The organism is Pseudomonas massiliensis (genome assembly GCF_000826105.1).
Lineage (GTDB): Bacteria > Pseudomonadota > Gammaproteobacteria > Pseudomonadales > Pseudomonadaceae > Aquipseudomonas > Aquipseudomonas massiliensis.
In genome coordinates, this window is record NZ_CCYK01000007.1 from 1462461 (window position 1) to 1482786 (window position 20326).

General features: G+C 63.8%; 13 protein-coding genes and 1 pseudogene. 9 read left to right on the plus strand and 5 right to left on the minus strand.

The window, feature by feature from the left end:
- Positions 1-76: 76 nt before the first annotated feature.
- On the minus strand, positions 77-1339 hold the full coding sequence (locus BN1188_RS17445) for an aromatic amino acid transport family protein (RefSeq protein ID WP_040262677.1): 1263 nt from the start codon (positions 1337-1339) through the stop codon (positions 77-79).
- 471 nt (positions 1340-1810) lie between these two features.
- On the opposite strand from BN1188_RS17445, the gene BN1188_RS17450 reads away from it, so the two are divergent.
- The 3 genes and pseudogenes from BN1188_RS17450 (at position 1811) to BN1188_RS22355 (ending at position 4951) form a co-directional block, all read left to right on the plus strand.
- On the plus strand, positions 1811-2824 hold the full coding sequence (locus BN1188_RS17450; protein WP_040262679.1) for a GlxA family transcriptional regulator: 1014 nt from the start codon (positions 1811-1813) through the stop codon (positions 2822-2824).
- 219 nt (positions 2825-3043) lie between these two features.
- Positions 3044-3835: pseudogene (locus BN1188_RS22350) on the plus strand (cache domain-containing protein); the annotation flags it as partial.
- A 417-nt stretch (positions 3836-4252) separates the two neighbouring features.
- Positions 4253-4951 carry a methyl-accepting chemotaxis protein gene (locus tag BN1188_RS22355; RefSeq protein WP_408633632.1) on the plus strand — a complete coding sequence of 233 codons (699 nt, stop codon included), beginning with the start codon at positions 4253-4255 and terminating at the stop codon, positions 4949-4951.
- Positions 4952-4989: 38 nt separating this feature from the next.
- Here BN1188_RS22355 and BN1188_RS17460 read toward each other — a convergent pair whose 3' ends face one another.
- Positions 4990-6399, minus strand: coding sequence for a YncE family protein (locus BN1188_RS17460; RefSeq protein WP_198293231.1), 1410 nt, complete (start codon positions 6397-6399; stop codon positions 4990-4992).
- Between the two features lie 160 nt (positions 6400-6559).
- Here BN1188_RS17460 and BN1188_RS17465 point away from each other — a divergent pair, with 160 nt between their 5' ends.
- The 4 genes from BN1188_RS17465 (at position 6560) to BN1188_RS17485 (ending at position 12899) form a co-directional block, all read left to right on the plus strand.
- A complete protein-coding gene (locus BN1188_RS17465) occupies positions 6560-7015 on the plus strand; it encodes a GNAT family N-acetyltransferase (protein ID WP_040262685.1) in 456 nt (151 codons plus the stop codon).
- 129 nt (positions 7016-7144) lie between these two features.
- Positions 7145-7996, plus strand: a complete 852-nt coding sequence (locus BN1188_RS17470; protein WP_040262687.1) for a CAP domain-containing protein — start codon at positions 7145-7147, stop codon at positions 7994-7996.
- A 183-nt stretch (positions 7997-8179) separates the two neighbouring features.
- The gene (locus BN1188_RS17475) at positions 8180-9634 is read left to right on the plus strand and encodes an FAD/NAD(P)-binding protein (protein ID WP_052469339.1); all 1455 of its coding nucleotides are present in this window, start codon (positions 8180-8182) and stop codon (positions 9632-9634) included.
- A gap of 622 nt (positions 9635-10256) precedes the next feature.
- Positions 10257-12899: an excinuclease ABC subunit UvrA gene (locus BN1188_RS17485; protein WP_040262691.1), complete on the plus strand. Its 2643-nt coding sequence runs from the start codon at positions 10257-10259 to the stop codon at positions 12897-12899.
- Positions 12900-12914: 15 nt separating this feature from the next.
- Here BN1188_RS17485 and BN1188_RS17490 read toward each other — a convergent pair whose 3' ends face one another.
- From BN1188_RS17490 to BN1188_RS17500, 3 genes are all read right to left on the minus strand, one after another.
- Positions 12915-14471 carry a sensor domain-containing diguanylate cyclase gene (locus BN1188_RS17490; RefSeq protein ID WP_040262693.1) on the minus strand — a complete coding sequence of 519 codons (1557 nt, stop codon included), beginning with the start codon at positions 14469-14471 and terminating at the stop codon, positions 12915-12917.
- Positions 14472-14595: 124 nt separating this feature from the next.
- Positions 14596-16410, minus strand: coding sequence for an ABC transporter ATP-binding protein (locus BN1188_RS17495; protein ID WP_040262695.1), 1815 nt, complete (start codon positions 16408-16410; stop codon positions 14596-14598).
- Between the two features lie 138 nt (positions 16411-16548).
- A complete protein-coding gene (locus BN1188_RS17500) occupies positions 16549-17889 on the minus strand; it encodes an MFS transporter (RefSeq protein ID WP_040262697.1) in 1341 nt (446 codons plus the stop codon).
- 256 nt (positions 17890-18145) lie between these two features.
- Here BN1188_RS17500 and BN1188_RS17505 point away from each other — a divergent pair, with 256 nt between their 5' ends.
- The gene (locus tag BN1188_RS17505; protein ID WP_040262699.1) at positions 18146-18607 is read left to right on the plus strand and encodes a PA2169 family four-helix-bundle protein; all 462 of its coding nucleotides are present in this window, start codon (positions 18146-18148) and stop codon (positions 18605-18607) included.
- A 210-nt stretch (positions 18608-18817) separates the two neighbouring features.
- Complete coding sequence (gene proP / locus BN1188_RS17510; RefSeq protein ID WP_040262700.1) at positions 18818-20320, plus strand: glycine betaine/L-proline transporter ProP; 1503 nt, start codon at positions 18818-18820, stop codon at positions 20318-20320.
- The last annotated feature ends 6 nt before the right edge of the window (positions 20321-20326 follow it).

A 20326-nucleotide genomic window follows, 5' to 3' on the forward strand; every position in this document is an offset into this window, starting at 1 on the left:
GCCCTCGCCAAGTCCTTGACCCTGACGCCTCGGCCCTTCGCAGGGCGAGGCGCGGACCTGGCCAAGCTGCCAGGGGTCAGGCCAGCGAATACACCAGCGCGGTAATGGACACCAGGCCTACGAGCACGACGAAGACGTTGGACCACTCCCCTGCATACCGGCGCAGTGCTGGCACGCGGCGAATGGCGTACATGGGCATGAGGAACAGCAACGCCGCGATCACCGGGCCGCCCAGGGTTTCTATCATGCCGAGGATGCTTGGGTTGAGCGTAGCGACCGCCCAGCACACCAGGGCCATGGCCAAAGCGACCAGGCGCTGCTGGCCCTTGCCACCCTGCCAACCGCCCTTGGCCAACAAGCCGTGCAGGCCCTCACTGGCGCCGATGTAATGACCCAGGAAGGACTTGGCGATGGCTACCACGGCGATGATGGGCGCGGCGAAGGCGATGGTTGGGCTGCTGAAGTGGTTGGCCAGGTAGGACAGGATGGACAGGTTCTGTGCCTTGGCCTCGGCCAGCTGCTGCGGCGACAGCACCAGTACGCAGCTGAACACGAAGAACATGACGGTCAACACCATCAGGCCATGGGCCCGGGCCAGCACACGACTGCAGCGCGGCTCGGCGGCATCGCCCCAGGCACGCTTGCGGTCCACGGCGAAGGCGGAAATGATCGGCGAATGATTGAAGGAGAACACCATGACCGGTATCGCCAGCCAGAGCGTATGTACTAGGCTGCTGGCCGGTGGCAGGTCGCTGGCTGTGGCCAGGATGCCACCGTTCCAATGGGGCACCAGGAATAGCGCGAGCAGTACCAGGGCGGCGATGAAGGGGTAGACCAGCAGGCTCATCACCCTGACCGTCACGGCTTCGCCGCAGCGCACCACGATCATCAGCCCTGCGATCAATACCGCTGCCAGCACAGCGCGGGGCGGAGGCTCGATCTGCAACTGGTGTTCAAGGAAGCTGCCGATGGTGTTGGTCAGGGCAACGCTATAGATCAGCAGGATCGGAAAGATCGCGAAGAAGTAGAGCAGGGTGATCAGGGTGCCGGCACCCTTGCCGAAATGCTCTTCGACCACGCCGGTGATATCCGCCCCATCACGGCCTGAGAGCACGAAGCGGGTCAGGCCCCGGTGCGCATAGTAGGTCATCGGGAACGCCAGCAAGGCCAGTATCAGTAGCGGCCAGAAGCCGCCCAGGCCGGCGTTGATGGGCAGGAACAAGGTGCCGGCACCAATGGCGGTGCCGAACAGCCCGAGCATCCAGGTGGTCTCGTCCTTGCCCCAGGGGGCCGCGACAACGGCCTGGGTGGTGGAAGTGGCAGTGGCCTGCTGATTCATTCGGGGTCTCCGTGAGCGAGGCTTCAGGCACAGCCGCAAACCGCGGTTCAGAGCGGGGCGGCCATAAAAAAAGCGGCGATTGTGTAACGTTTGGCGCGGCTTGCATAGGGTGCATGTACCGGGTGGTACAACCTGGGGCGCGTCGCGGCTGGCTTGGCGGCGCCATCCGGCGCCCTTATGCTGAGCGGCCCTGCCTTGCCGGAGTCGCTGACATGGAGTTGTCTACCTGGGCGCTTTTCATTCCTGCCTGTTGGCGACATCGAAACGCCGGATAGCGACATGCCCTGAAGGTTTATTCCGTCTGGATGCCCTTCAGATCGAAGCACCTAGGCGGCTTTTGGGGTACTTTTCAACCTGGTTTCATCACCTGATTGCGCGGGGTGGACTTGATTGACGCCTCGGCACAGCCCGTGACAGGCTTGCCCGCCGCCGCCAAGGCGGCGTCCAACGTGGCGCGAGGCGAGGTGAGGGGTGATCGAACGACGAACGTTCAGCGGTGGCATCAAAGGCAAGAACCTGCGCTACCTGCAGAGCGAGCATGACAGCAAGGCCGTAAGCGCCGATGTGGGCTTCGTGCTGCTCGAACATTTCTCTCTGCCGGCCTTCACCCAGGCCCTGGATACGCTGGTTACAGCCAACCTGCTGCAGCCTGGCGCGTTCAAGCCGCATACCTTCACCCTCAGTGGGGAGGAAGTGGTCAGTGACCTTGGCATTGTCATCCGCCCCGATACCGCATTAGCGGACTACCCGGTCGAGCAGCTGCGCCTGCTGGTCATCTGCGGCGGGCTGCGTACGCCCCTAAGGGGTAACGCCACCCTGCGCAAGCTGCTGATCAGGGCTGCGGAGCAGGGTGTCGCCCTGGCCGGGCTGTGGAACGGCGCCTGGTTCATCGGCCATGCCGGATTGCTCGATGGATACCGCTGCGCCATCCATCCGGAGCATCGTCCGGCGTTGGCCGAAACCGCCAAGTACAGCCAGGTGACCAGCGAAAGTTTCATGGTCGACCGTGACCGCTACACCGCCGCCAGTCCCAATGGCGCTTTCAACATGGTCCTGGCGTGGGTGGGGCAGGCCCACGGCCCGGCGCTGGTTGACGCTATTGTCGACATTCTGGCCTTCGAAGTGTCTCGCTACCGGCGCGTCAATCCTACCCTGCGCGTGAAGATGGCAGCGCCGTTGCGCAAGGTGGTCGAGCTGATGGAAGCCAACCTCGAAGAGCCCCTTGGCCTGGACCAGCTTGCCGAGTACGTGGGCGTGTCCCGACGACAGATCGAGCGATTGTTCAAGGACCAGCTGGGTACCACGCCGCTGCGCTACTACCTGGAACTGCGGGTAACCGAGGGGCGGCGGCTGCTGCAACACTCTACCCTGCCGGTGGTGGACGTGGCGGTAGCCTGCGGCTTCGTGTCACCCAGCCACTTCAGCAAATGCTACACGGCTTACTTTGGGCATTCGCCTTCGCGGGAAAAGCGGCTGGAGTTTTGATACGACTTGATCGGCGCCGCCCTGGGCCCAGCCACTGGTCGGCTTGAACGACTTCGCCATCGGCTACGCTCAACTAATGTCACGCTTGGCCGTAAGCCTGGCGAATCCCTTTTTGATCGAGGCTTGAGCATGGCCCTTTTACCTACCCGCATCGCCGGGCGCATGACGTTCGGCATTCTTGCCTTGCTGGTGCTCACTGCCGTGGCCATCTACGGCGTGATGGCCATAGGAGGCAAGCCTCGCCTGGTAGCCGCTGGTACCGAGGCGGCCGAGCAATCCGCCAGCGCCATTACCCGCCAGTTGGCCTTGCAACTGAACCGTATCGAGGGCACCACGGCAGCCATGGCCCATCTGGTGCAGACTCTGCCTCACGATGAGACGCTGGTAAAAGCGAATCTGCCTGGCATCATCGACAGCCAGGGCGATCGCGCCATCGCTGGTGGCGGCCTGTGGCCCGAGCCCAATGCCTTCACCCCAGGCGTGGCGCGGCGCAGCTTTTTCTGGGCGCGTAGCGGCGCGGGCGCCATGGAGTACTCTGACGAATACAACGCTGAACAGGCCGCCGCCTACCACGCCGAGGCCTGGTACACCGGCGCCAAGAGTGCCCCGGCTGGCCGCTGTGTGTGGTCCGATGCTTACCAGGACCCAGTCAGCGGAGTGGCCATGACCACCTGCAGCGTGCCTTACCAACTCAATGGCCGCTTCGCCGGTGTCGCGACCCTGGATCTGAAGCTGGACGGCCTGGCTGATTTCCTCAAGGCCAAGGGTAACGTGACGGGCGGTTATGCCTTCGCCGTGGACCGGGCCGGGAACGTGCTCTTCTTCCCGGATGCCAAGGCGAGCAAGGGCCTGCCGACAGTGGCCAGCCTGGAAAAGGACCTGCCGTGGCTGCAACCAGTCGTGGCGCAGCTTGGCAGCGCTTCCGCCGAGCCGACGACGCTTTACCTGGAACGAGACGGTCGACTGAGCGGCCCGGCCTACGTCACACTGGAAACCATGGAAGGTACTGGCTGGCGGGTCGGGCTGGTCACGCCCGAGGCCCGGGTGGTCGGCCTGGCTCGGGAACTGACTACCTTGATGACCCTGTTCCTGCTGCCGCTACTGGCCGTCCTGCTGGGCCTGGCCTGGTTGGCGGGCAAGCGCTTGCTCGCGCAACTGGAAGAAACCACCGAGCAGATCGAGCGCCTGGGCGCAGGCGGCCAGGGCAGTACCGAGCTGGAGATACGTCGTGCCGATGAAATCGGCGCCTTGCGTGGCGCGGTCAACAGCTACGCCGGCACCCTGCGCGGCATGCTCGAGCGCATCGCCGACGAATCCGTGTCGCTGGAAGCCCAGGCCAACGAGTTGGCACAGCTTTCCCGGGGCCTGGCCGACCGCGCCGAGGCTCAGCGCGAGGACAACACCTTGCTGGCAGCGGCCATTACCCAAATGTCGGCCAGCGCCAGTGAGGTGGCGCGCAATACCACCGACTGTTCGGAAACCGCGCGGCGCTCTTTGGATGACGCCCAGCAAGGGCAGGAGCGCGTACAACGCAACAGTGAGTCCATCGAAGCGCTGGCTGGCGATATCCAGGGCGCCGCCGGGGCCATCACCCGATTGGGAAGCGACATCGAACGGGTCGGTAGCGTGCTGGATGTGATCAAGTCCATTTCCGAGCAGACCAACCTGCTGGCCTTGAATGCCGCCATCGAGGCGGCCCGTGCTGGAGAGCAGGGGCGGGGCTTCGCTGTGGTCGCGGATGAAGTACGGACCCTGGCCGGACGTACCCAAGCCTCGGCGAATGAAATCCAGGAAATGATCACCCAGTTGCGGCAGGCCTCCACGGTAGCGGTAAGCACCATGCAGAGCGGGGCGGAGCGCACCCGGGAAGCCGTGCAGCAGGCTAGCGGAGTGTCCGGTACCCTCGGCACCACGGTGGGCAGTTTCGATGACATCGTGCAGCGCGCGCAGCAGATCGCAGTAGCGGCCCAGCAACAGAGCCATGTGACCCAGGAGATCAATGAACTGGCGGTGCGCATTCACGTGGCCAGCGAGGAAGGCGCGCGTGACGCAGCAGCGCTGCGCGAACTGGGGCAAGGCATGCAGGCCATTTCCTCGCGCCTGGGCGGGATGAGTCGGGGCCGCTGAGGGTGATGAACGCCCCCGTCTACACGGGGGCGCATGGCTTACAAGTGGGTGAAACGGGTGATCCGATCGCCTGCGGCGTCGTCCGGGCCCTTAGATTTGTTCACCGCGAACACATTGCCCTTGCTGTCCACGGTAACGTGGTTGGGGAAGGTGCCGTTGGCCAGGTTGGCCACCAGGTTGCCGTCCGGGTCCACGACGCTGACGGTACCCGCGGCACGGTTGCTGACATAGGCCAGGCGCTTGACCGGGTCGAACGCTACGTTGAGCGGGCCGGCTCCGGTGCTGACGCGGTGCAGCGTCTTGCCAGTGGCCAGGTCGACGATCGCCAGGTTGTCGCTGCCCTGGGCGGCCACGAACAGGCGGTTGGTGGTGGCGTCATAGGCAACGCCCATGGCCATCTTGATGCCTTCCACGGGCAATACCTTTTCCACCTTGCCCGTCTTGGCATCCACCACGGCGGCCTCTTCAGTGCTAAGGCTCACGGCGTAGAGCTTGTGCGCCTGTGCGTCCAGGTACAGGCTGGCCACGGAGAACTGGCCGCCGCGCTTGCCCGAGGCAATGGTGATGGGTTCTGGCGCGGCCAGGCGCTTGGTGTCGAACATGGCGATCACAGGCGTTCCGGTCGCCCCTGCGAAGGCGCGGCCCAAGCTGCTGTCGACGACCACATCCCGGGCGTGGGCCACCGTGCCTGGCGCGAACTGTTTGACCAGGGTTAGGTCCGCCTGCTTATAGACAGCTACCGTGTTCTGGCGAGTGTTGGTCACCCACACCGTGCCCTTGGCATCGTCGACGCCGACACCGTGGACCGCATAAACCGAGCCTTCTTCACCGGGTGCCGTGGCCGGAGTGACCTTGGCTTCCACCGCCAGCGTATCCGGGTTCAGCTTGAGCAACTGCGAAGCCTTGACCGGCGGACGGCCGACGGCGGACGTGACGAAGACCGCGCCACTCTTGCTACTGACCGCCGACTGGTACAAGCCAGGCACCAGTTTGGCGCTGACCTGCTTGTAATGCTCGGCGCCGGCCAGCGGTACAACGGGGGAAACCTTCAGCGGCAGGACGGCGGCGGCCGAAGGATTGCTGACCGCGACCAGGATCGGCTGTATACCAACGGCCGCATCGCCAGGGATCTTCAGGCTCGCGCTGAAACCGCCCTGGGCGTCTACTACATAAGGATGATCCGGATTGAGTACGGTAGTGCCGCGCAGCAGGGTCACCTGTTGGCCCGGCTTGAAGGCCCGGCCCTGCACCTGCGCATCGCTGCCGGCGGTAATCGCCGCCCCGCCGGGCCCCTGCGCATTGAGCTGACCATTGAAGGTGGCATCGGGCGTATCGAAAAGTACATCGGCATGGGCAGTGGCCAGGCCTACCGCCAGCAGGCTCAGCGCCGAAACCAACGTACGAATGGGACGCCGGACCGGCATCCGCTGAGCATTACCTGTTCCCATCTGCAACTCCTGTTCAAAGAATACTGACGACCGATAAAGGGGTGCAGAGGTTAACAAGAAGCATTCTCGAAATAAACGGTCCGGCGGATTTAATGGTCAGGGTTCTGTAGCCATGGGCCACCGCATGGGAAGATATCGGCTTTGCCAAGAGGATCGATCAATGGCTGTGAGCTGGAGTTGCCTGCACCACCGAGACCTGGACAAGTACGCCCTGTACCAGGTGCTACGCCTTCGCTGTGAGGTATTCGTGGTTGAACAACGCTGCCCGTACCAGGACGTCGACGGCCAGGACCTTGATGGCGATACGCATCACCTGCTGGGCTACGAAGATGGTGTGCTGCTGGCGTATCTGCGGTTGCTCGCCCCGGCCGAGCCGGGCGCCGCGCCCACGATCGGTCGAGTGATCACGGCCCCGGCGGGGCGCGGCCGCGGGCTAGGCCATGCCTTGCTGGAGCAAGGCTTGATCGCCTGCAAACGGCTCTGGCCGGGGCAATCCCTTTACCTTTCAGCCCAGGCGCACCTGCAAGGGTATTACGGACGCTACGGCTTCCGGGCGGAAGGGGAGGTTTACCTAGAAGACGGGATTGCGCACGTGGATATGCGCCGGCCCGGTTAGTCACCGTGTCTGCGACGAGAATCGCTGCCTTGCTGCAACTTAAAGCGAAGCGGCTGGTCGGATGCGTGCTTCGCCAAGGGCATGTCTCGCCAGAGCGCCCCGCTGTTATCTCCCTACCGTTCATGCCCGATGAATCCGATCGCTTTCCTGCTTCGCTGTGGCCTGGCCACCCTGCTGATCATGTCGGCTGTCTCGCCTGCCCGCGGGGCCGGAGAGCGTGAGCTCGTTGCCCGGATCAATGCCTACCGCGCCTACCCGGACACTTGCCAAACCACAGGCGGCGCGCCTTCATCCCTAGTGTTGCGAGCCAACCTTCAATTGCCCGCTGGCTATTCAGGCGGGCTTCGCGAAGGGCTGCGGCGAAGCGGTTACCAGGCGGCCGCCGTGCGGGCTATCCGGTTGGCCGGCCCGCAAACCCTGGACGCCGCGTTCGTCATGCTCAGAACCGGCTACTGCCAGGCCTTGCTGGATAGCCAATACACCGACATCGGCATCAGCCATACAGGAGAGCAGTGGCAGGTGCTGCTGGCCCGTCCGCTGTTGGATACACAACTGGCTGACCCACGGGCCACCGCGCAGACCCTGTTGGCGCAGGTCAATGCCGCCCGGGCCAAGCCCCGACTATGTGGTCGTATACATTTCGCCGCGGCCCGGCCTCTGGCATGGAGCCCGGCCCTGGCAGCCGCTGCCCTGCGACATAGCCGCGCCATGGCCGAAGGTGGCTACTTCTCACACCAGGACCGGAACGGAACCACCCCTTACGCGCGGGCGCGCGCTGAAGGCTATCGGGGTCGGCAGGTCGGTGAGAACATCGCCGCGGGCCATGGCTCGCCCGCGGCGGCGGTGGCGGGTTGGCTCGCCAGCCCCGGCCACTGCGCCAACCTGATGAATCCCGTATTCACCCAGATGGGTGCTGGCTACCAGACCGCGCCAGACAACGAGGCGGGGATTTACTGGACGATGCTGTTCGGCGCTCCGTAGGGCTGCTCGCGGAGGGCGGAGATCACCGAAGACAGCAGTCGCGGGGAATAGGGTATAACAGCTGGCCAATTACCCATCGCCAGCTATGAGACCGCTCGCCATGATCGCTGAAAGCCCGACCCACCCTCGAATAGGGTATAACAGCTGGCCAATTACCCATCGCCAGCTATGAGACCGCTCGCCATGATCGCTGAAAGCCTCACCCACCCTCCCGTGATCACCGCCGATGTACTGATCATCGGGGGTGGGCTCAGCGGTGCGCTGCTGGCCTGGCAATTGCTCCGACGCGGTGGCGCGCGCATGATCGTTGTCTTCGAACCGAGGGCGGAACTGGGGCGAGGCGAGGCTTATAGCACCGAGGAGCCGGACCATACACTCAACGCCAACGCCGCTCGGATGAGCATCGATCCTGATGCGCCGGACGATCTCACCCACTGGCTCACCGAGCATCTGGCCGCGGGTGGCTGGCCCCAGGGCGCCGCGCAGCGGCAACCCATCGAGCTGCTGTTCCCGCCGCGGGGCCTGTTCGGACGTTACGTTCAGGAACGCCTGGGGCAAGCGATGGCGGAGGCGCCCGGAATAAGTGTGCGGCATGTGCGTGCCGAAGCCGAAGATGCCTGGCCGGTGCCTGGGGGCATTTGCGTCCAGGCAGGTACGCAGCGCTGGCAGGCGCCGATAGCTGTGTTGGCTACCGGAGTGTTCCCCGCCGCCCGCACGCCTCGTCGAGGCAGCCCAGCCACAGCGGCGCTCGCCCTGGACCCTTGGGATGTCGGACGTATGGCGCGCTTGCCCGTCGAGGCGCCCGTGGCCATCGTCGGCACAGGGCTGACCATGATCGACGGCTTGCTATCGCTGCGGCGGGCCGGGCACCAAGGGCCGGTCCAGGTATTCTCCCGCCACGGTTTACTGCCTCAGCCACGGCGACAGCCCCCGGCGTGGCCGGATTTCCTTTGCCTGGACTCTAGCTTGCGGACCCCCTTGCAACTGTCACGCGCGTTGCGCCGCCAGTGTCGGTTGGCGGTCAGCCAAGGCGTGGACTGGCAGGCCCCACTGGACACCGTACGTGCCCATGTTGCCCGGCTCTGGCATCAGGCCAGTGAAGGGCAGCGCCGCCAGTTCGTACGCCATCTGCGTCCGTGGTGGGAGAGCCATCATCATCGTTCGCCGCCTCAGGGGGCGGCCTGGCTGGCTCAACTGTTGAGCGAGGGCCGTCTGACCCTGGAAGCGGCTTGCCTGATAGCCAGCGAGCCGGCACCCGAGGGGCTGGAGCTGACGGTGCGGCCCCGCGGACGTGAGCAAGCGGAACCTCGACGTTTCGCTGCGCTCATCGATTCCAGCGGCATCGAATATGACTGGCGGCGGGTCGAGCGGCCCCTGCCACGTCAGCTTCTGGCACGAGGCCTCGTTCGTCCCGGGCCGCTCGGCCTGGGCATCGACGCAGACCCAAGCGGCGCCGTTATCGGAGCCACTGGCCAGGTGAGTGATCGGTTGCTGGCGATGGGCCCGCCATTGCGTGGGCTGTGGTGGGAAAGCACCTCAGTGACCGACGTGGCGGCGCAGGCCAGAGCGCTTGCGCTGCATATTGCCCAGCTTGGGTTCAATGCGCCCAAGGTCGGAAAGACAGGGGTAAGCCAGTGAAATGCCATTAGCTATTCGGCGGTTTTCCGGCATCGGCAAGCCTTACCGGAACTGCCGATCTTCTGGCGGCGGAAAAGCGGCCGCAGCCCGCGAAGAAGAACCTTTCTCAGTTAGTGGCACTTTGGAAAAGTTCCAGCTTATCAGTGACTTGTAATCGCAAAGCGGAACGGGTTGGCAAATCGCCATCTTTTCGTCTTCAGGCACTCTCGTGCCCATTGTTTTCGCTCCGCTGCCATGTACAGAATCCGCCCCGTGCCGTGATGAAGTCCGTCTGGCCTCACAAAGGAGTGGTGGCAAATGATGAGTGTGTTCGTGGTTGTAATGAGTATGTGCACGGCGGCCGAAGGCTGCCTCGAGGAGCGGCGGCCTACCGCCTATTCCTCGCGTGCGGAGTGCATGGAAAGCGTGGCTACCATGCCTACGACGCGCGGGGTTAAGTATCGTTGTGCCTCGACGCCGCAGATCATGGTCAGTGAGGAGCGCAAGGCAGCCAGGTCCCACCTCGCGACCACCGCCGCTGAGCCTGCCATCAAGCCTTGATGTCGAGGCCGCTTCGCCGTGGCTGCTGAACGATCCCGGTCGACAGGGAATCGAACGAAGGTCTTCCAGCCAAGGACCTTCGATGAGCGATTCCCCGAAAGCTCCCCCGGCCCACGGTTTCGTACGGGTACGCGGGGCGCGCGAACATAATCTCAAGAACGTCGACGTCGATATTCCACGTGACGCCCTGGTGGTATTCACTGGAGTATCTGGCTCGGGCAAATCCTCCCTGGCCTTTTCCACCCTCTATGCCGAGGCGCAGCGCCGTTACTTCGAATCCGTGGCGCCCTATGCCCGTCGCCTGATCGATCAGGCCGGGGTGCCCGACGTCGATGCCATCGAAGGCCTGCCACCGGCGGTGGCTCTGCAACAACAGCGCGGCACGCCCAGCGCGCGCTCGTCGGTAGGCAGCGTCACGACCCTGTCCAGCCTGTTGCGCATGCTCTACTCCCGTGCCGGTAGCTATCCGGCGGGGCAACCGATGCTGTACGCCGAAGACTTCTCCGCCAATACGCCCCAGGGCGCCTGCCCTCATTGCCAAGGCATCGGCCGGGTATTCGATGTGACCGAGGCCTCGCTGGTGCCAGATCCCTCCCTGAGCATTCGTCAGCGTGCCGTGGCAGCCTGGCCGACGGCCTGGCAAGGGCAGAATCTACGGGACATCCTGGTTACCCTGGGCTATGACGTCGACCTGCCCTGGCGGGAGCTGCCTCAGGCTCAGCGCGACTGGATTCTGTTCACGGAGGAAACGCCTACGGTGCCGGTCTATGCGGGCCTTACGCCAGCGCAGACCCGGGCCGCGCTCAAGCGCAAGCTTGAGCCCAGCTACCAGGGGACTTTCACCGGGGCCAGGCGCTACGTGCTGCACACGTTCAGCCAAAGCCAGAGCGCGATGATGCGCAAGCGCGTCAGCCAGTTCATGCAGGCCAGCCCATGCCCGGCCTGCCAGGGGAAACGGCTCAAGCCAGAGGCGCTGCAGGTGCGCTTCGCGGGCCTGGACATTGCCGAGCTAAGCCGCTTGCCCATGGACGAGCTTTGCGAGGCATTGCAGCCGATCGCCGCCGTTGGCTACCCTGCACGGCCAAGCGAAGATAACACAGCGCTTAGTCGCGCCCAGCTGGTTGAAGCTCGTCAACAGCGCGCCGCCGCCGGAGTCAACGCTCACGCTGGCGGCCGGGACGTGCGCGGCACGCCGAATCTCTCGATCGAAAAGCGCCTGGCCGCGCAACGCATCGCCGAGGAACTGCTGGAGCGTTTGCGCACGTTGCAGACCTTGGGCCTGGGGTACCTTGACCTGGAGCGGTCCACACCGTCCCTGTCTTCCGGTGAACTGCAGCGGCTGCGCCTGGCCACCCAGCTCAACTCCCAGTTGTTCGGTGTCATCTATGTCCTCGACGAGCCTTCGGCAGGCCTGCACCCGGCGGACAGTGAGGCGCTCTACGCCTCTCTGCGTGGGTTGCAGCGGGCGGGCAATACCGTGTTCGTGGTGGAACATGACCTGGAGGTCATGCGCCGCGCAGACTGGCTGGTCGATGTAGGGCCCGACGCTGGAGAACGAGGCGGGCTGGTGCTCTACAGCGGGCCGCCCCAGGGGCTCGGGGATATCAGGGAATCGCGTACCGCCGCCTACCTTTTCAACCAACCGGCCATTGATTCCCAGCCTGCTCGCAGCCCCCAGGGGTGGCTTCGCCTGGCCGGTGTATGTCGCAATAATGTGCAGGGCCTGGATGTAGCCTTTCCGCTGCGATGCCTGACCGCGGTGACCGGCGTCTCCGGTTCCGGCAAATCCACCCTGGTGAGCCAGGCCCTGCTCGAACTGGTAGGGGCGAGCCTGGGGCAGAAACCTCCCTGCCTTGGCGAAGAAGCGCTCGACCTGGAGGACGTGGCCACCGGGCCAACCCTGGGCAGGCTTATCGATGGCCTGGACCAGCTGCGTCGCCTGGTTGCAGTGGACCAGAAGCCTATCGGCCGGACACCGCGCTCGAACCTGGCGACCTACACCGGGCTGTTCGACCATGTGCGCAAGCTGTTCGCGGCCACCGAGCAAGCCAAGGCCCGCGGGTTCGATGCCGGGCAGTTTTCCTTCAATGTGGCCAAGGGACGTTGTTCTGTCTGCGAGGGTGAAGGCTTCGTCAGCGTGGAGTTGTTGTTCATGCCCAGCGTCTACGCCCCTTGCCCTGAATGCGGCGGTGCCCGCTATAGCCCGCAGACCCTGGCCGTGACCTGGCAGGGCCTGAGCATCGCCGAGGTGCTTCAGCTCACGGTGGAGCAGGCGCTGGAAGTATTCGCCCAGGAGCTTCCCGTCCTGCGCTCGCTGGAGGTGCTGCAGGACATTGGCCTGGGCTACCTGCGGCTGGGCCAGCCGGCGACGGAATTGTCCGGAGGCGAGGCCCAGCGCATCAAGCTGGCCACCGAACTGCAACGCAGCGGTCGCGGCGCGACGCTCTATGTGCTGGACGAACCAACTACTGGATTGCATCCTCAGGATGTGGATCGCCTGCTTGCCCAGCTGAACCGGTTGGTCGATGCGGGCCATAGCGTGATTGTGGTAGAGCATGACATGCGGGTGGTGGCCGATAGCGACTGGGTGATCGACCTGGGGCCCGGCGCTGGGGCCACGGGCGGCCGAATCGTGGTCGCCGGGCCCCCGGAAACGGTTGCCGCCTGTAGGGAGAGCGCCACGGCGCCGTTCCTGGCTCAGGCATTGGGCCTGGCCAGCGGCTGAACGATCTCGCGGGGCTCAGCCGCCGCCGGTTCCCTGGGCCAGGATGCCGGCGCTGGCGCCACGCCAGCGATCACGTCCCGAGTGCTTGGCCGCATAGAGCAGGGCGTCGGTGGCCTTGATCAGGTCAGCCGGCTCTACGGCTTGCTCGGCCGGGTGGCAGACGTATATTCCGAGACTGGCGGTAACCACGCCGCGCTCATTGTCCTGGTGGGCAATGGCCAGGGCACGGATGCGTTGTAAAAGGTCGTCGGCTACCTTGCAGGCGCCCTGGAACGGAGTGTTCGGCAGCAGGAGTGCCATTTCCTCGCCGCCATAGCGCACTGCCAAGTCGCTGGATCGGGCCGCCGTGGCCTTGAGCGCGCTAGCCACGGCCACCAGACAGTGATCCCCTGCGGGATGTCCGTAGCGGTCGTTGAACAGCTTGAAGCGGTCCAGGTCCAGCATGATCAGCGCTACCGGATAACGCAACCGCCGGGCCCGGCTCAATTCATCGTTCAGTGCCAGGTCCAGGCGGCGGCGGTTCGCTAGCCCGGTCAACCCGTCCTGGTACGCCATCTGGTTGAGGCTTTCATGAGCGGCGCGCAATTCCCCCTCGATGACCAGGCGGTAGCGGAATTGCCGCGACAAGGCCGCCCCGAACAGGCCGATTCCGCAACAGAGTACGCCTAGCACCAGGGCGGTCTTGATCACGTCCAGGAGCAAGGGCTGCAATGCTGTCTGGCGTGAAAGACCCGCCTGGATCACCACGGGATAACCGTCGACCCGGCGAAAGCCGTAGATCCGCCGAATGCCGTCCAGGGGAGAGTCCAGTTCCGCCACGCCGCTGTCTACCCGCGGCAGGTAATCACGGAACAACGGGCTTTGACCAAGGTCGCGCCCGCTGACACCGGGCAGGGCAGGATGCCGCAAAAGCAGGGTACCGTCGGCCAGGGCAAGCACGAAGGTGCCCTGGTCGTCGATCTGGAAACCGGCGTAGAAACGCTGGAAATAGGCCAGGCGCAGGGTTGCCAGAAAGACCCCGGCGAAGCTGCCGTCAGGGTTGTTGATCCGCCGCGAGACAGGGATCACCGGATCGCCGGTGGAGCGGCTGATAATGACCGGGCCCACATGCAGCAGCCGGTCGGCGTGCGTCCGATGCCAAGCGAAATACTCCCGGTCGGCATTGTTGGCATTGGGTGGTATCTGAGCCTTGTCGGTGACCAGCCAGCGGCCATCGGCTCCGTAGATGAACAGGCCATGCAGCTGGGGAAGCAGCTCGACCTGGCGCTTGAGCAAGGCATGCAGGCGAGGCGCCCTGAGGTTGGCTAGGCCGTCACCCTCGATGCGCTCGGTGATACCGCCGCTCATGGAGTCGACCTGGCGCAGGGCGTCTTCCACGTTCTGCGCCGCGGCACGGGCCAGGTTGGCCGCGCTCGCGTTGGTTTCATCGATGATACGGCGGTAGTCATGCCACAGCCTCAGGCCTTCCAGGGCGATGATGATGCCGATGATGCTCAGGGTGAACAGCGGCAACAGCCGCAGCATGCGCCGGGCTCGGCGCTCGGCAAGGTCGATGGAGGTAGAGGGGGGCATGTAGGATGATGCCATCGGGGTTTTCAGGCAGGCCGTTACGGTTTGTTCGACAGTCTGGCAGGCTTGGTGACGAATGGGTATAGGAAGGTGGCAGGGGCCGGTGCGGTTACCGGCAACAGGGCGCTCAGGCCCGATACCCCTCCGCCTGCAGGTCGAACAAACGCGCGTAGTGTCCACCCTGGGCCATCAGGCTGAGGTGATCGCCTCGCTCCAGAATCTTGCCCTGATCCAGCACGATAATCTGTCCAGCGCTGCGAACGCTGGAGAACCGATGGGAGATCAGCACGCTCATCCGTCCGCGGGCGTAGGCGCGGAAGCGCTCGAACACTGCAGCTTCGGCCGCCGCATCCAGGGCCGCGGTGGGTTCGTCGAGTACCAGCAGGTCTGCCTGGGTGCGCATGTAGGCCCGTGACAAAGCGATTTTCTGCCATTGGCCGCCGGACAGCTCCTGGCCGCCGGCGAACCATCTGCCCAGCTGGGTGCGATAGCCGTCGCTCAAACGCTCGATGAAGTCCGCCGCCATGCCTTGTTCGGCGGCTTGACGCCAGCGCTGCTCGTCGTCGAAGGCGGTCACGTCGCCTACCCCCAGGTTTTCCCCAGCGATCATCTGATAGCGCAGATAATCCTGGAAAATCACTCCGATGCGTCGGTGAAGCGCCTGCAGGTCCCACGCTTGTAGATCTGTGCCATCGAGCAGGATCTTCCCATGCGTAGGGGTATATAGGCGGGTGAGCAGCTTGATCAGGGTGGTCTTGCCGGAGCCGTTCTCGCCGACCAGGGCCAGGCTTTGGCCCGGCGCCAGATGCAGGTCGATCCCGGTGAGCGCGGGCCGGGTCGCGCCTGGGTAGGTGTAGCCGACCCCGTCGAAGCGCAGGCCGTCGTTGGGCACGCTGCCCTTGGTCGCGGTGCCAGTGGTCGCGGGCACCGGGTGCTCCAGGTAGTCGTACAGGTTGCTTAGGTACAAGCCGTCTTCATATACCCCGCCAATGGCGCCCAGGCTGGAACTGATCGCCGCCTGCCCCTGCTTGAACAACACCAGGTACATGGTCATCTGACCAAGGCTTATCTGCCCGGAGACGGTGGCGAGCACGACCCAGGCATAGGCCAGATAGAACCCCAGGGTGCCGAGCAAACCAAGCGCGAAGCCCCAGCCGTCGCGCCGCAGGGTCAGGCGACGATCCTCACCATAGAGGCGATCGAACGTTTCCCGGTAGCGTTGCAATAGCAATGGCGCCAGCCCGAACAGGCGGACTTCCTTGATATGCGCCTCTTGGGAAAGCAGGGTTTCGATGTAGTTCTGTCGGCGGGTTTCCGGAGCACGGCGGGTAAACAGGCGAAAGGCATCTCCGGAGAAACGGGTCTCGGCGAAAAAGACGGGAAGGGCGGCGATCACCAGGATGGCCAGTGCCCAGAGGGAGAAATGCGCGAGCAGGAGCGCGAAACTGGTCAGGGCAACCAGGTTCTGGATCAGCCCAAGGGCCTTGGTCACCAGGCCCAGTGGACGCGTCGAAGCATCCCGCCTGACCCGTACCAGGCGGTCGTAGAAGTCTGAATTCTCGAATTGCACCAGAGGGAGGGTCTGGGCTTTCTCCAGTATCAACAGGTTCACCGTTTGCGCCAGGCGCACCCTTAGCAGGGACTGCTGAACGGACAGTGCCCGTTGCGCCCCGGCCAGCAACGCCAGTGCCCCCGCTTCGGCCACCAGCCAGCGCAGGACCGGCCAAAGCGGGGGCTGACCGCCCTGGGCGTGGACAGCCATCGCGCTGACCACTGCATCCACGATGCGCTGCCCGAGCCACGCGGCGAGCGCTGGCAACAATCCCGCGCAGAGGGTGGCGGCGATCAACCCGAGTAGGAGGGCAGGGGAGGTGCGCCACACCAGCGCGACGGCGCGTCGGCCCTGGCCAAGAAAGGCGATGAAAGCGCGCGGTGACAACATCGCTCTGGCTCCGAGTAGTCGAGTTCAGGGCTTGGACCGCTCCGTTGCCGGGAAGGTCGATACAGTGCGCGCCGCGCGCCAGGTACAAAAAAGGCCGTGTCGGCGAGCGACACGGCCAAGGGTGGTTCCACGGACTGGTCAGTTGACCGAGATGCGGTCCAGCGTCACGGGGCGCAGGCGCGGCGTCAGCAGGTGAATGACCACGATGGCAACCAGGTAGGCGCTACCGGCAACGATGAAGATCGGCTGGTAGGACTTGAACACTTCCAGGATGTAGCCGTTGTAGGTGGTCATCAGCATACCGCCCATGGCCCCGGCCATGCCGCCGATACCGATCACCGACGCCACGGCTTCCTTGGGGAACATGTCCGATGGCAGGGTCATCAGGTTGGCCGACCATGCCTGGTGCGCCGCAGCGGCCAGACCGATGATCGCGACGACAAGCCACAGGTTGGATATGAACTGGGCGCTGACGATCGGGATAACGGCCAGGGCGCAGATCAGCATGGTAGTCTTGCGCGCTCTATTGGCGCCGAGGCCGCTTTTCATTTGTCGCGAGGAACCCCAACCACCCAGCACGGAGCCTAGGTCGGCCAGCACATAGATGGCGATCAGTGGTGGGCCGAAGGTCTTGAGGTTCAAGCCGTAGGTCTTGCCGAGGAAGTCTGGCAGCCAGAAGAGATACAGCCACCAGATTGGGTCGGTCAGGAACTTGCCAGCGGCATAGGCCCAGGTTTCACGAAAGCGCAGCAGCTTGAACCAGGAGATCTTCACCGGCGCGGCGGGCTTGGCGGATACCGGGGTGTCGTCGGATTGGATATAGGCCAGTTCCTCGGCGCTCACCTTGGTGTGCTCGTGAGGGCGGCGGTACATCAGCAGCCAGGCAACCAGCCAGAGAAGACTGACCAGACCGATGGAAATGAACGCGGTACGCCAGCCCCAGGCCAGGGTGATCGCTGGAACCAGCAAAGGGGTGATGATGGGGCCCATGGCGGTGCCGGCGTTGAAGATACCGGTAGCCTGGGCCCGTTCCTTCTGAGGGAACCATTCCGATACAGCCTTGAGGCTGGCGGGGAAGCTTCCCGACTCGCCGAAGCCCAGGGTAAAGCGAGCAATGGCGAACTGGGTCACCGTGGTGATCAGGCCGTGACCGATGCTGGCGAAAGTCCATACGGTGAACGCCAGAGCGTAGCCTACCCGGACGCCCACCTTGTCAATGAGCCGGCCAAAGGTAATGAAGCCAATGGCATAGGCGCATTGGAACCAGAACACGATATTGGCGTAGTCGGTTTCCGACCATTGAAGTTCGGCCGCAAGCGTAGGCTTGAGGATGCCGATCATCTGTCGGTCGATATAGTTGATGCCGATGGCGATGAATAGCAAGGCACAGATAACCCATCTGTACTTGCTGATTCGGGTCTGTTCCTGAGCAATTGGGCGTGCGTGCGGCTGAACCTGCGGCGGAGCCTGGGTTGTCATCGTAGTTGTTCCCTTGTTTTTTTTATTACCGAACTACCGGTGCCGACGGAGCGGCCTTACTCGCGAAGGACTCACGGGTAAATTTGTACGACATCCTATGACGCTGTTTCAGAGTATGTCAACGACGGATGAGCCGCCTGACAGGCATGCTGCCGAGAAATTCTGAACCTTAAGCCAAGCGGCCTTCCTAACTTATTGACTGGCTATACATTGGCTGCCTCAAGGGCCCGAAGGGCCGTCCATAAGGAGACGAACCATGACTGATATCACCAAAGAAACCATCAAGGTGCTCAACGACCTGATCGAGACCTCCAAAGACGGCGAAGCCGGTTTCAAGGACTTGGCCGAGCAGACCAAGAGCGCTGAACTCAAGGCTGTATTCACCAGCGCCGCCGCCGATACCGCCAGCGCCGCTGCCGAACTCCAGGGCCTGGTCCGCCAGTTGGGTGGTGATCCGGAAACCTCGACCAGCGTGGCGGGTGATCTGCATCGCCGCTGGGTAGACCTCAAGGCCGCGATCACGGGCAAGGACGACGCCGCCCTGCTCAATGAGGCCGAGCGAGGAGAGGACGTGGCCAAGAAGAGCTACACCAAGGCGCTTGAAAATGCCGATATCGCTCCAGAGGTGCGCGCGGTGATTCAGAAACAGTATGAAGGCGTGCTGCGCAACCATGACAAGGTCAAGGCGCTGCGCGACCAGGCTCGCGCCCAGAAGTAAAGCACTTCGGGGGGCAGCTTCTGCCCCCCTCTCACGCCACCCATTTGCTCGACAATTCCTCCCCGTGCTCTGGGCCCGTGACTGGTCCGGATATCCAAGTCCATGTCAGTACTGAATTTTTTCGCCAGCCTTGCCTCTGAGCTTCATCCGCTACGCTAGCCCTTGGGTGAGCGTCGCTTGAACACGACTGGCCAGCTTCAGGTGACTTGCATGAAAGCACGTAGAAAAACCGTCAAGCCCATCGGCTTGAAAGATATAACCATCGTAGACGACGCCAAGATGCGCAAGGCGATCACCGCCGCGGCCCTGGGCAACGCCATGGAATGGTTCGACTTTGGCGTCTATGGCTTTGTCGCCTATGTACTGGGCAAGGTGTTCTTCCCCAGCGCCGACCCCAGCGTACAGATGATCGCCGCGCTGGCGACCTTTTCCGTGCCCTTCCTCATCCGGCCCCTGGGCGGACTGTTCTTCGGTGCCATGGGTGACCGCTACGGGCGACAGAAAGTGCTCGCGGCTACCATCGTCATTATGTCCCTGAGCACCTTCGCCATCGGGTTGATTCCGTCCTATGCCTCCATTGGCCTCTGGGCGCCAATCCTTCTGCTGCTGGCCAAGATGGCCCAGGGATTTTCCGTAGGCGGGGAGTACACCGGCGCGTCCATCTTCGTGGCCGAATATGCCCCGGACCGCAAGCGAGGGTTCCTGGGCAGCTGGCTGGACTTCGGTTCTATCGCCGGCTTCGTGTTGGGCGCCGGGGTGGTGGTGGCCATTTCAACCGTGCTTGGGGATGAACAGTTCCAGGCCTGGGGGTGGCGCCTGCCCTTCTTCCTGGCGCTGCCGCTGGGCCTGCTGGGCCTGTACCTTCGACATGCGCTGGAGGAAACGCCGGCCTTTCAGCAACACGTGGAAAAGCTCGAACACGGGGACCGCGAGGGCCTGGCTACCGGCCCGCAGGTATCGTTCAAGGAAGTCGCCACCCGACACTGGCGTAGCTTGATCACCTGCGTAGGCGTGGTGGTGGCTACCAACGTCACCTATTACATGCTGTTGACCTACATGCCGAGCTATCTCTCCCACAACTTGCACTACAGCGAGAGCAGGGGTGTGCTCATCATCATCGCGATCATGGTAGGGATGCTGTTCGTGCAGCCTTTCATCGGCCGTTTGAGCGACAGGTTCGGGCGCCGGCCGTTCATCATCTGTGGCAGCGTTGGCCTGTTCTTCCTGGCAATACCGGCCTTCATGCTGATCACCAGTGGCGATATGGCACGCATTTTCGGAGGCTTGCTGATTCTTGCGGTGATGCTCAACTTCTTCATCGGTGTCATGGCCTCGACCCTGCCGGCAATGTTTCCGACCCACATCCGCTACAGCGCCCTGGCCAGCGCCTTCAACATTTCCGTACTGATTGCCGGGCTGACACCCACGGTCGCGGCATGGTTGGTGGAAAGCACACAGGAGCTCTACATGCCGGCCTACTACCTGATGGTCGTCTCGATCATCGGGCTGATCACCGGGATCACCATGAAGGAAACCGCGAACAAGCCATTGCGCGGCGCGGCCCCCACAGCTTCGGACCTGGAAGAAGCCAAGGAGCTGCTGCAAGAGCATCATGACACCATCGAACACAAGGTCGAAGCCCTGGACGCGGAGATCGCCCGGCTACAGGCCAAGCGCGAAGAGCTCGTGCAACAGCATCCCCGCATCGACTGACGCGGC

Excerpts from the sequence above, each read along its gene's own strand:
- BN1188_RS17445 (WP_040262677.1), bottom strand. The coding sequence starts at position 1,339 with ATGAATCAGCAGGCCACTGCCACTTCCACCACCCAGGCCGTTGTCGCG.
- BN1188_RS22355 (WP_408633632.1), top strand. The coding sequence starts at position 4,253 with ATGTCGGCCAGCGCCAGTGAGGTGGCGCGCAATACCACCGACTGTTCG.
- BN1188_RS17460 (WP_198293231.1), bottom strand. The coding sequence starts at position 6,399 with ATGGGAACAGGTAATGCTCAGCGGATGCCGGTCCGGCGTCCCATTCGT.
- BN1188_RS17465 (WP_040262685.1), top strand. The coding sequence starts at position 6,560 with ATGGCTGTGAGCTGGAGTTGCCTGCACCACCGAGACCTGGACAAGTAC.
- BN1188_RS17470 (WP_040262687.1), top strand. The coding sequence starts at position 7,145 with ATGAATCCGATCGCTTTCCTGCTTCGCTGTGGCCTGGCCACCCTGCTG.
- BN1188_RS17475 (WP_052469339.1), top strand. The coding sequence starts at position 8,180 with ATGATCGCTGAAAGCCTCACCCACCCTCCCGTGATCACCGCCGATGTA.
- BN1188_RS17485 (WP_040262691.1), top strand. The coding sequence starts at position 10,257 with ATGAGCGATTCCCCGAAAGCTCCCCCGGCCCACGGTTTCGTACGGGTA.
- BN1188_RS17490 (WP_040262693.1), bottom strand. The coding sequence starts at position 14,471 with ATGCCCCCCTCTACCTCCATCGACCTTGCCGAGCGCCGAGCCCGGCGC.
- BN1188_RS17495 (WP_040262695.1), bottom strand. The coding sequence starts at position 16,410 with ATGTTGTCACCGCGCGCTTTCATCGCCTTTCTTGGCCAGGGCCGACGC.
- BN1188_RS17500 (WP_040262697.1), bottom strand. The coding sequence starts at position 17,889 with ATGACAACCCAGGCTCCGCCGCAGGTTCAGCCGCACGCACGCCCAATT.
- BN1188_RS17505 (WP_040262699.1), top strand. The coding sequence starts at position 18,146 with ATGACTGATATCACCAAAGAAACCATCAAGGTGCTCAACGACCTGATC.
- proP (WP_040262700.1), top strand. The coding sequence starts at position 18,818 with ATGAAAGCACGTAGAAAAACCGTCAAGCCCATCGGCTTGAAAGATATA.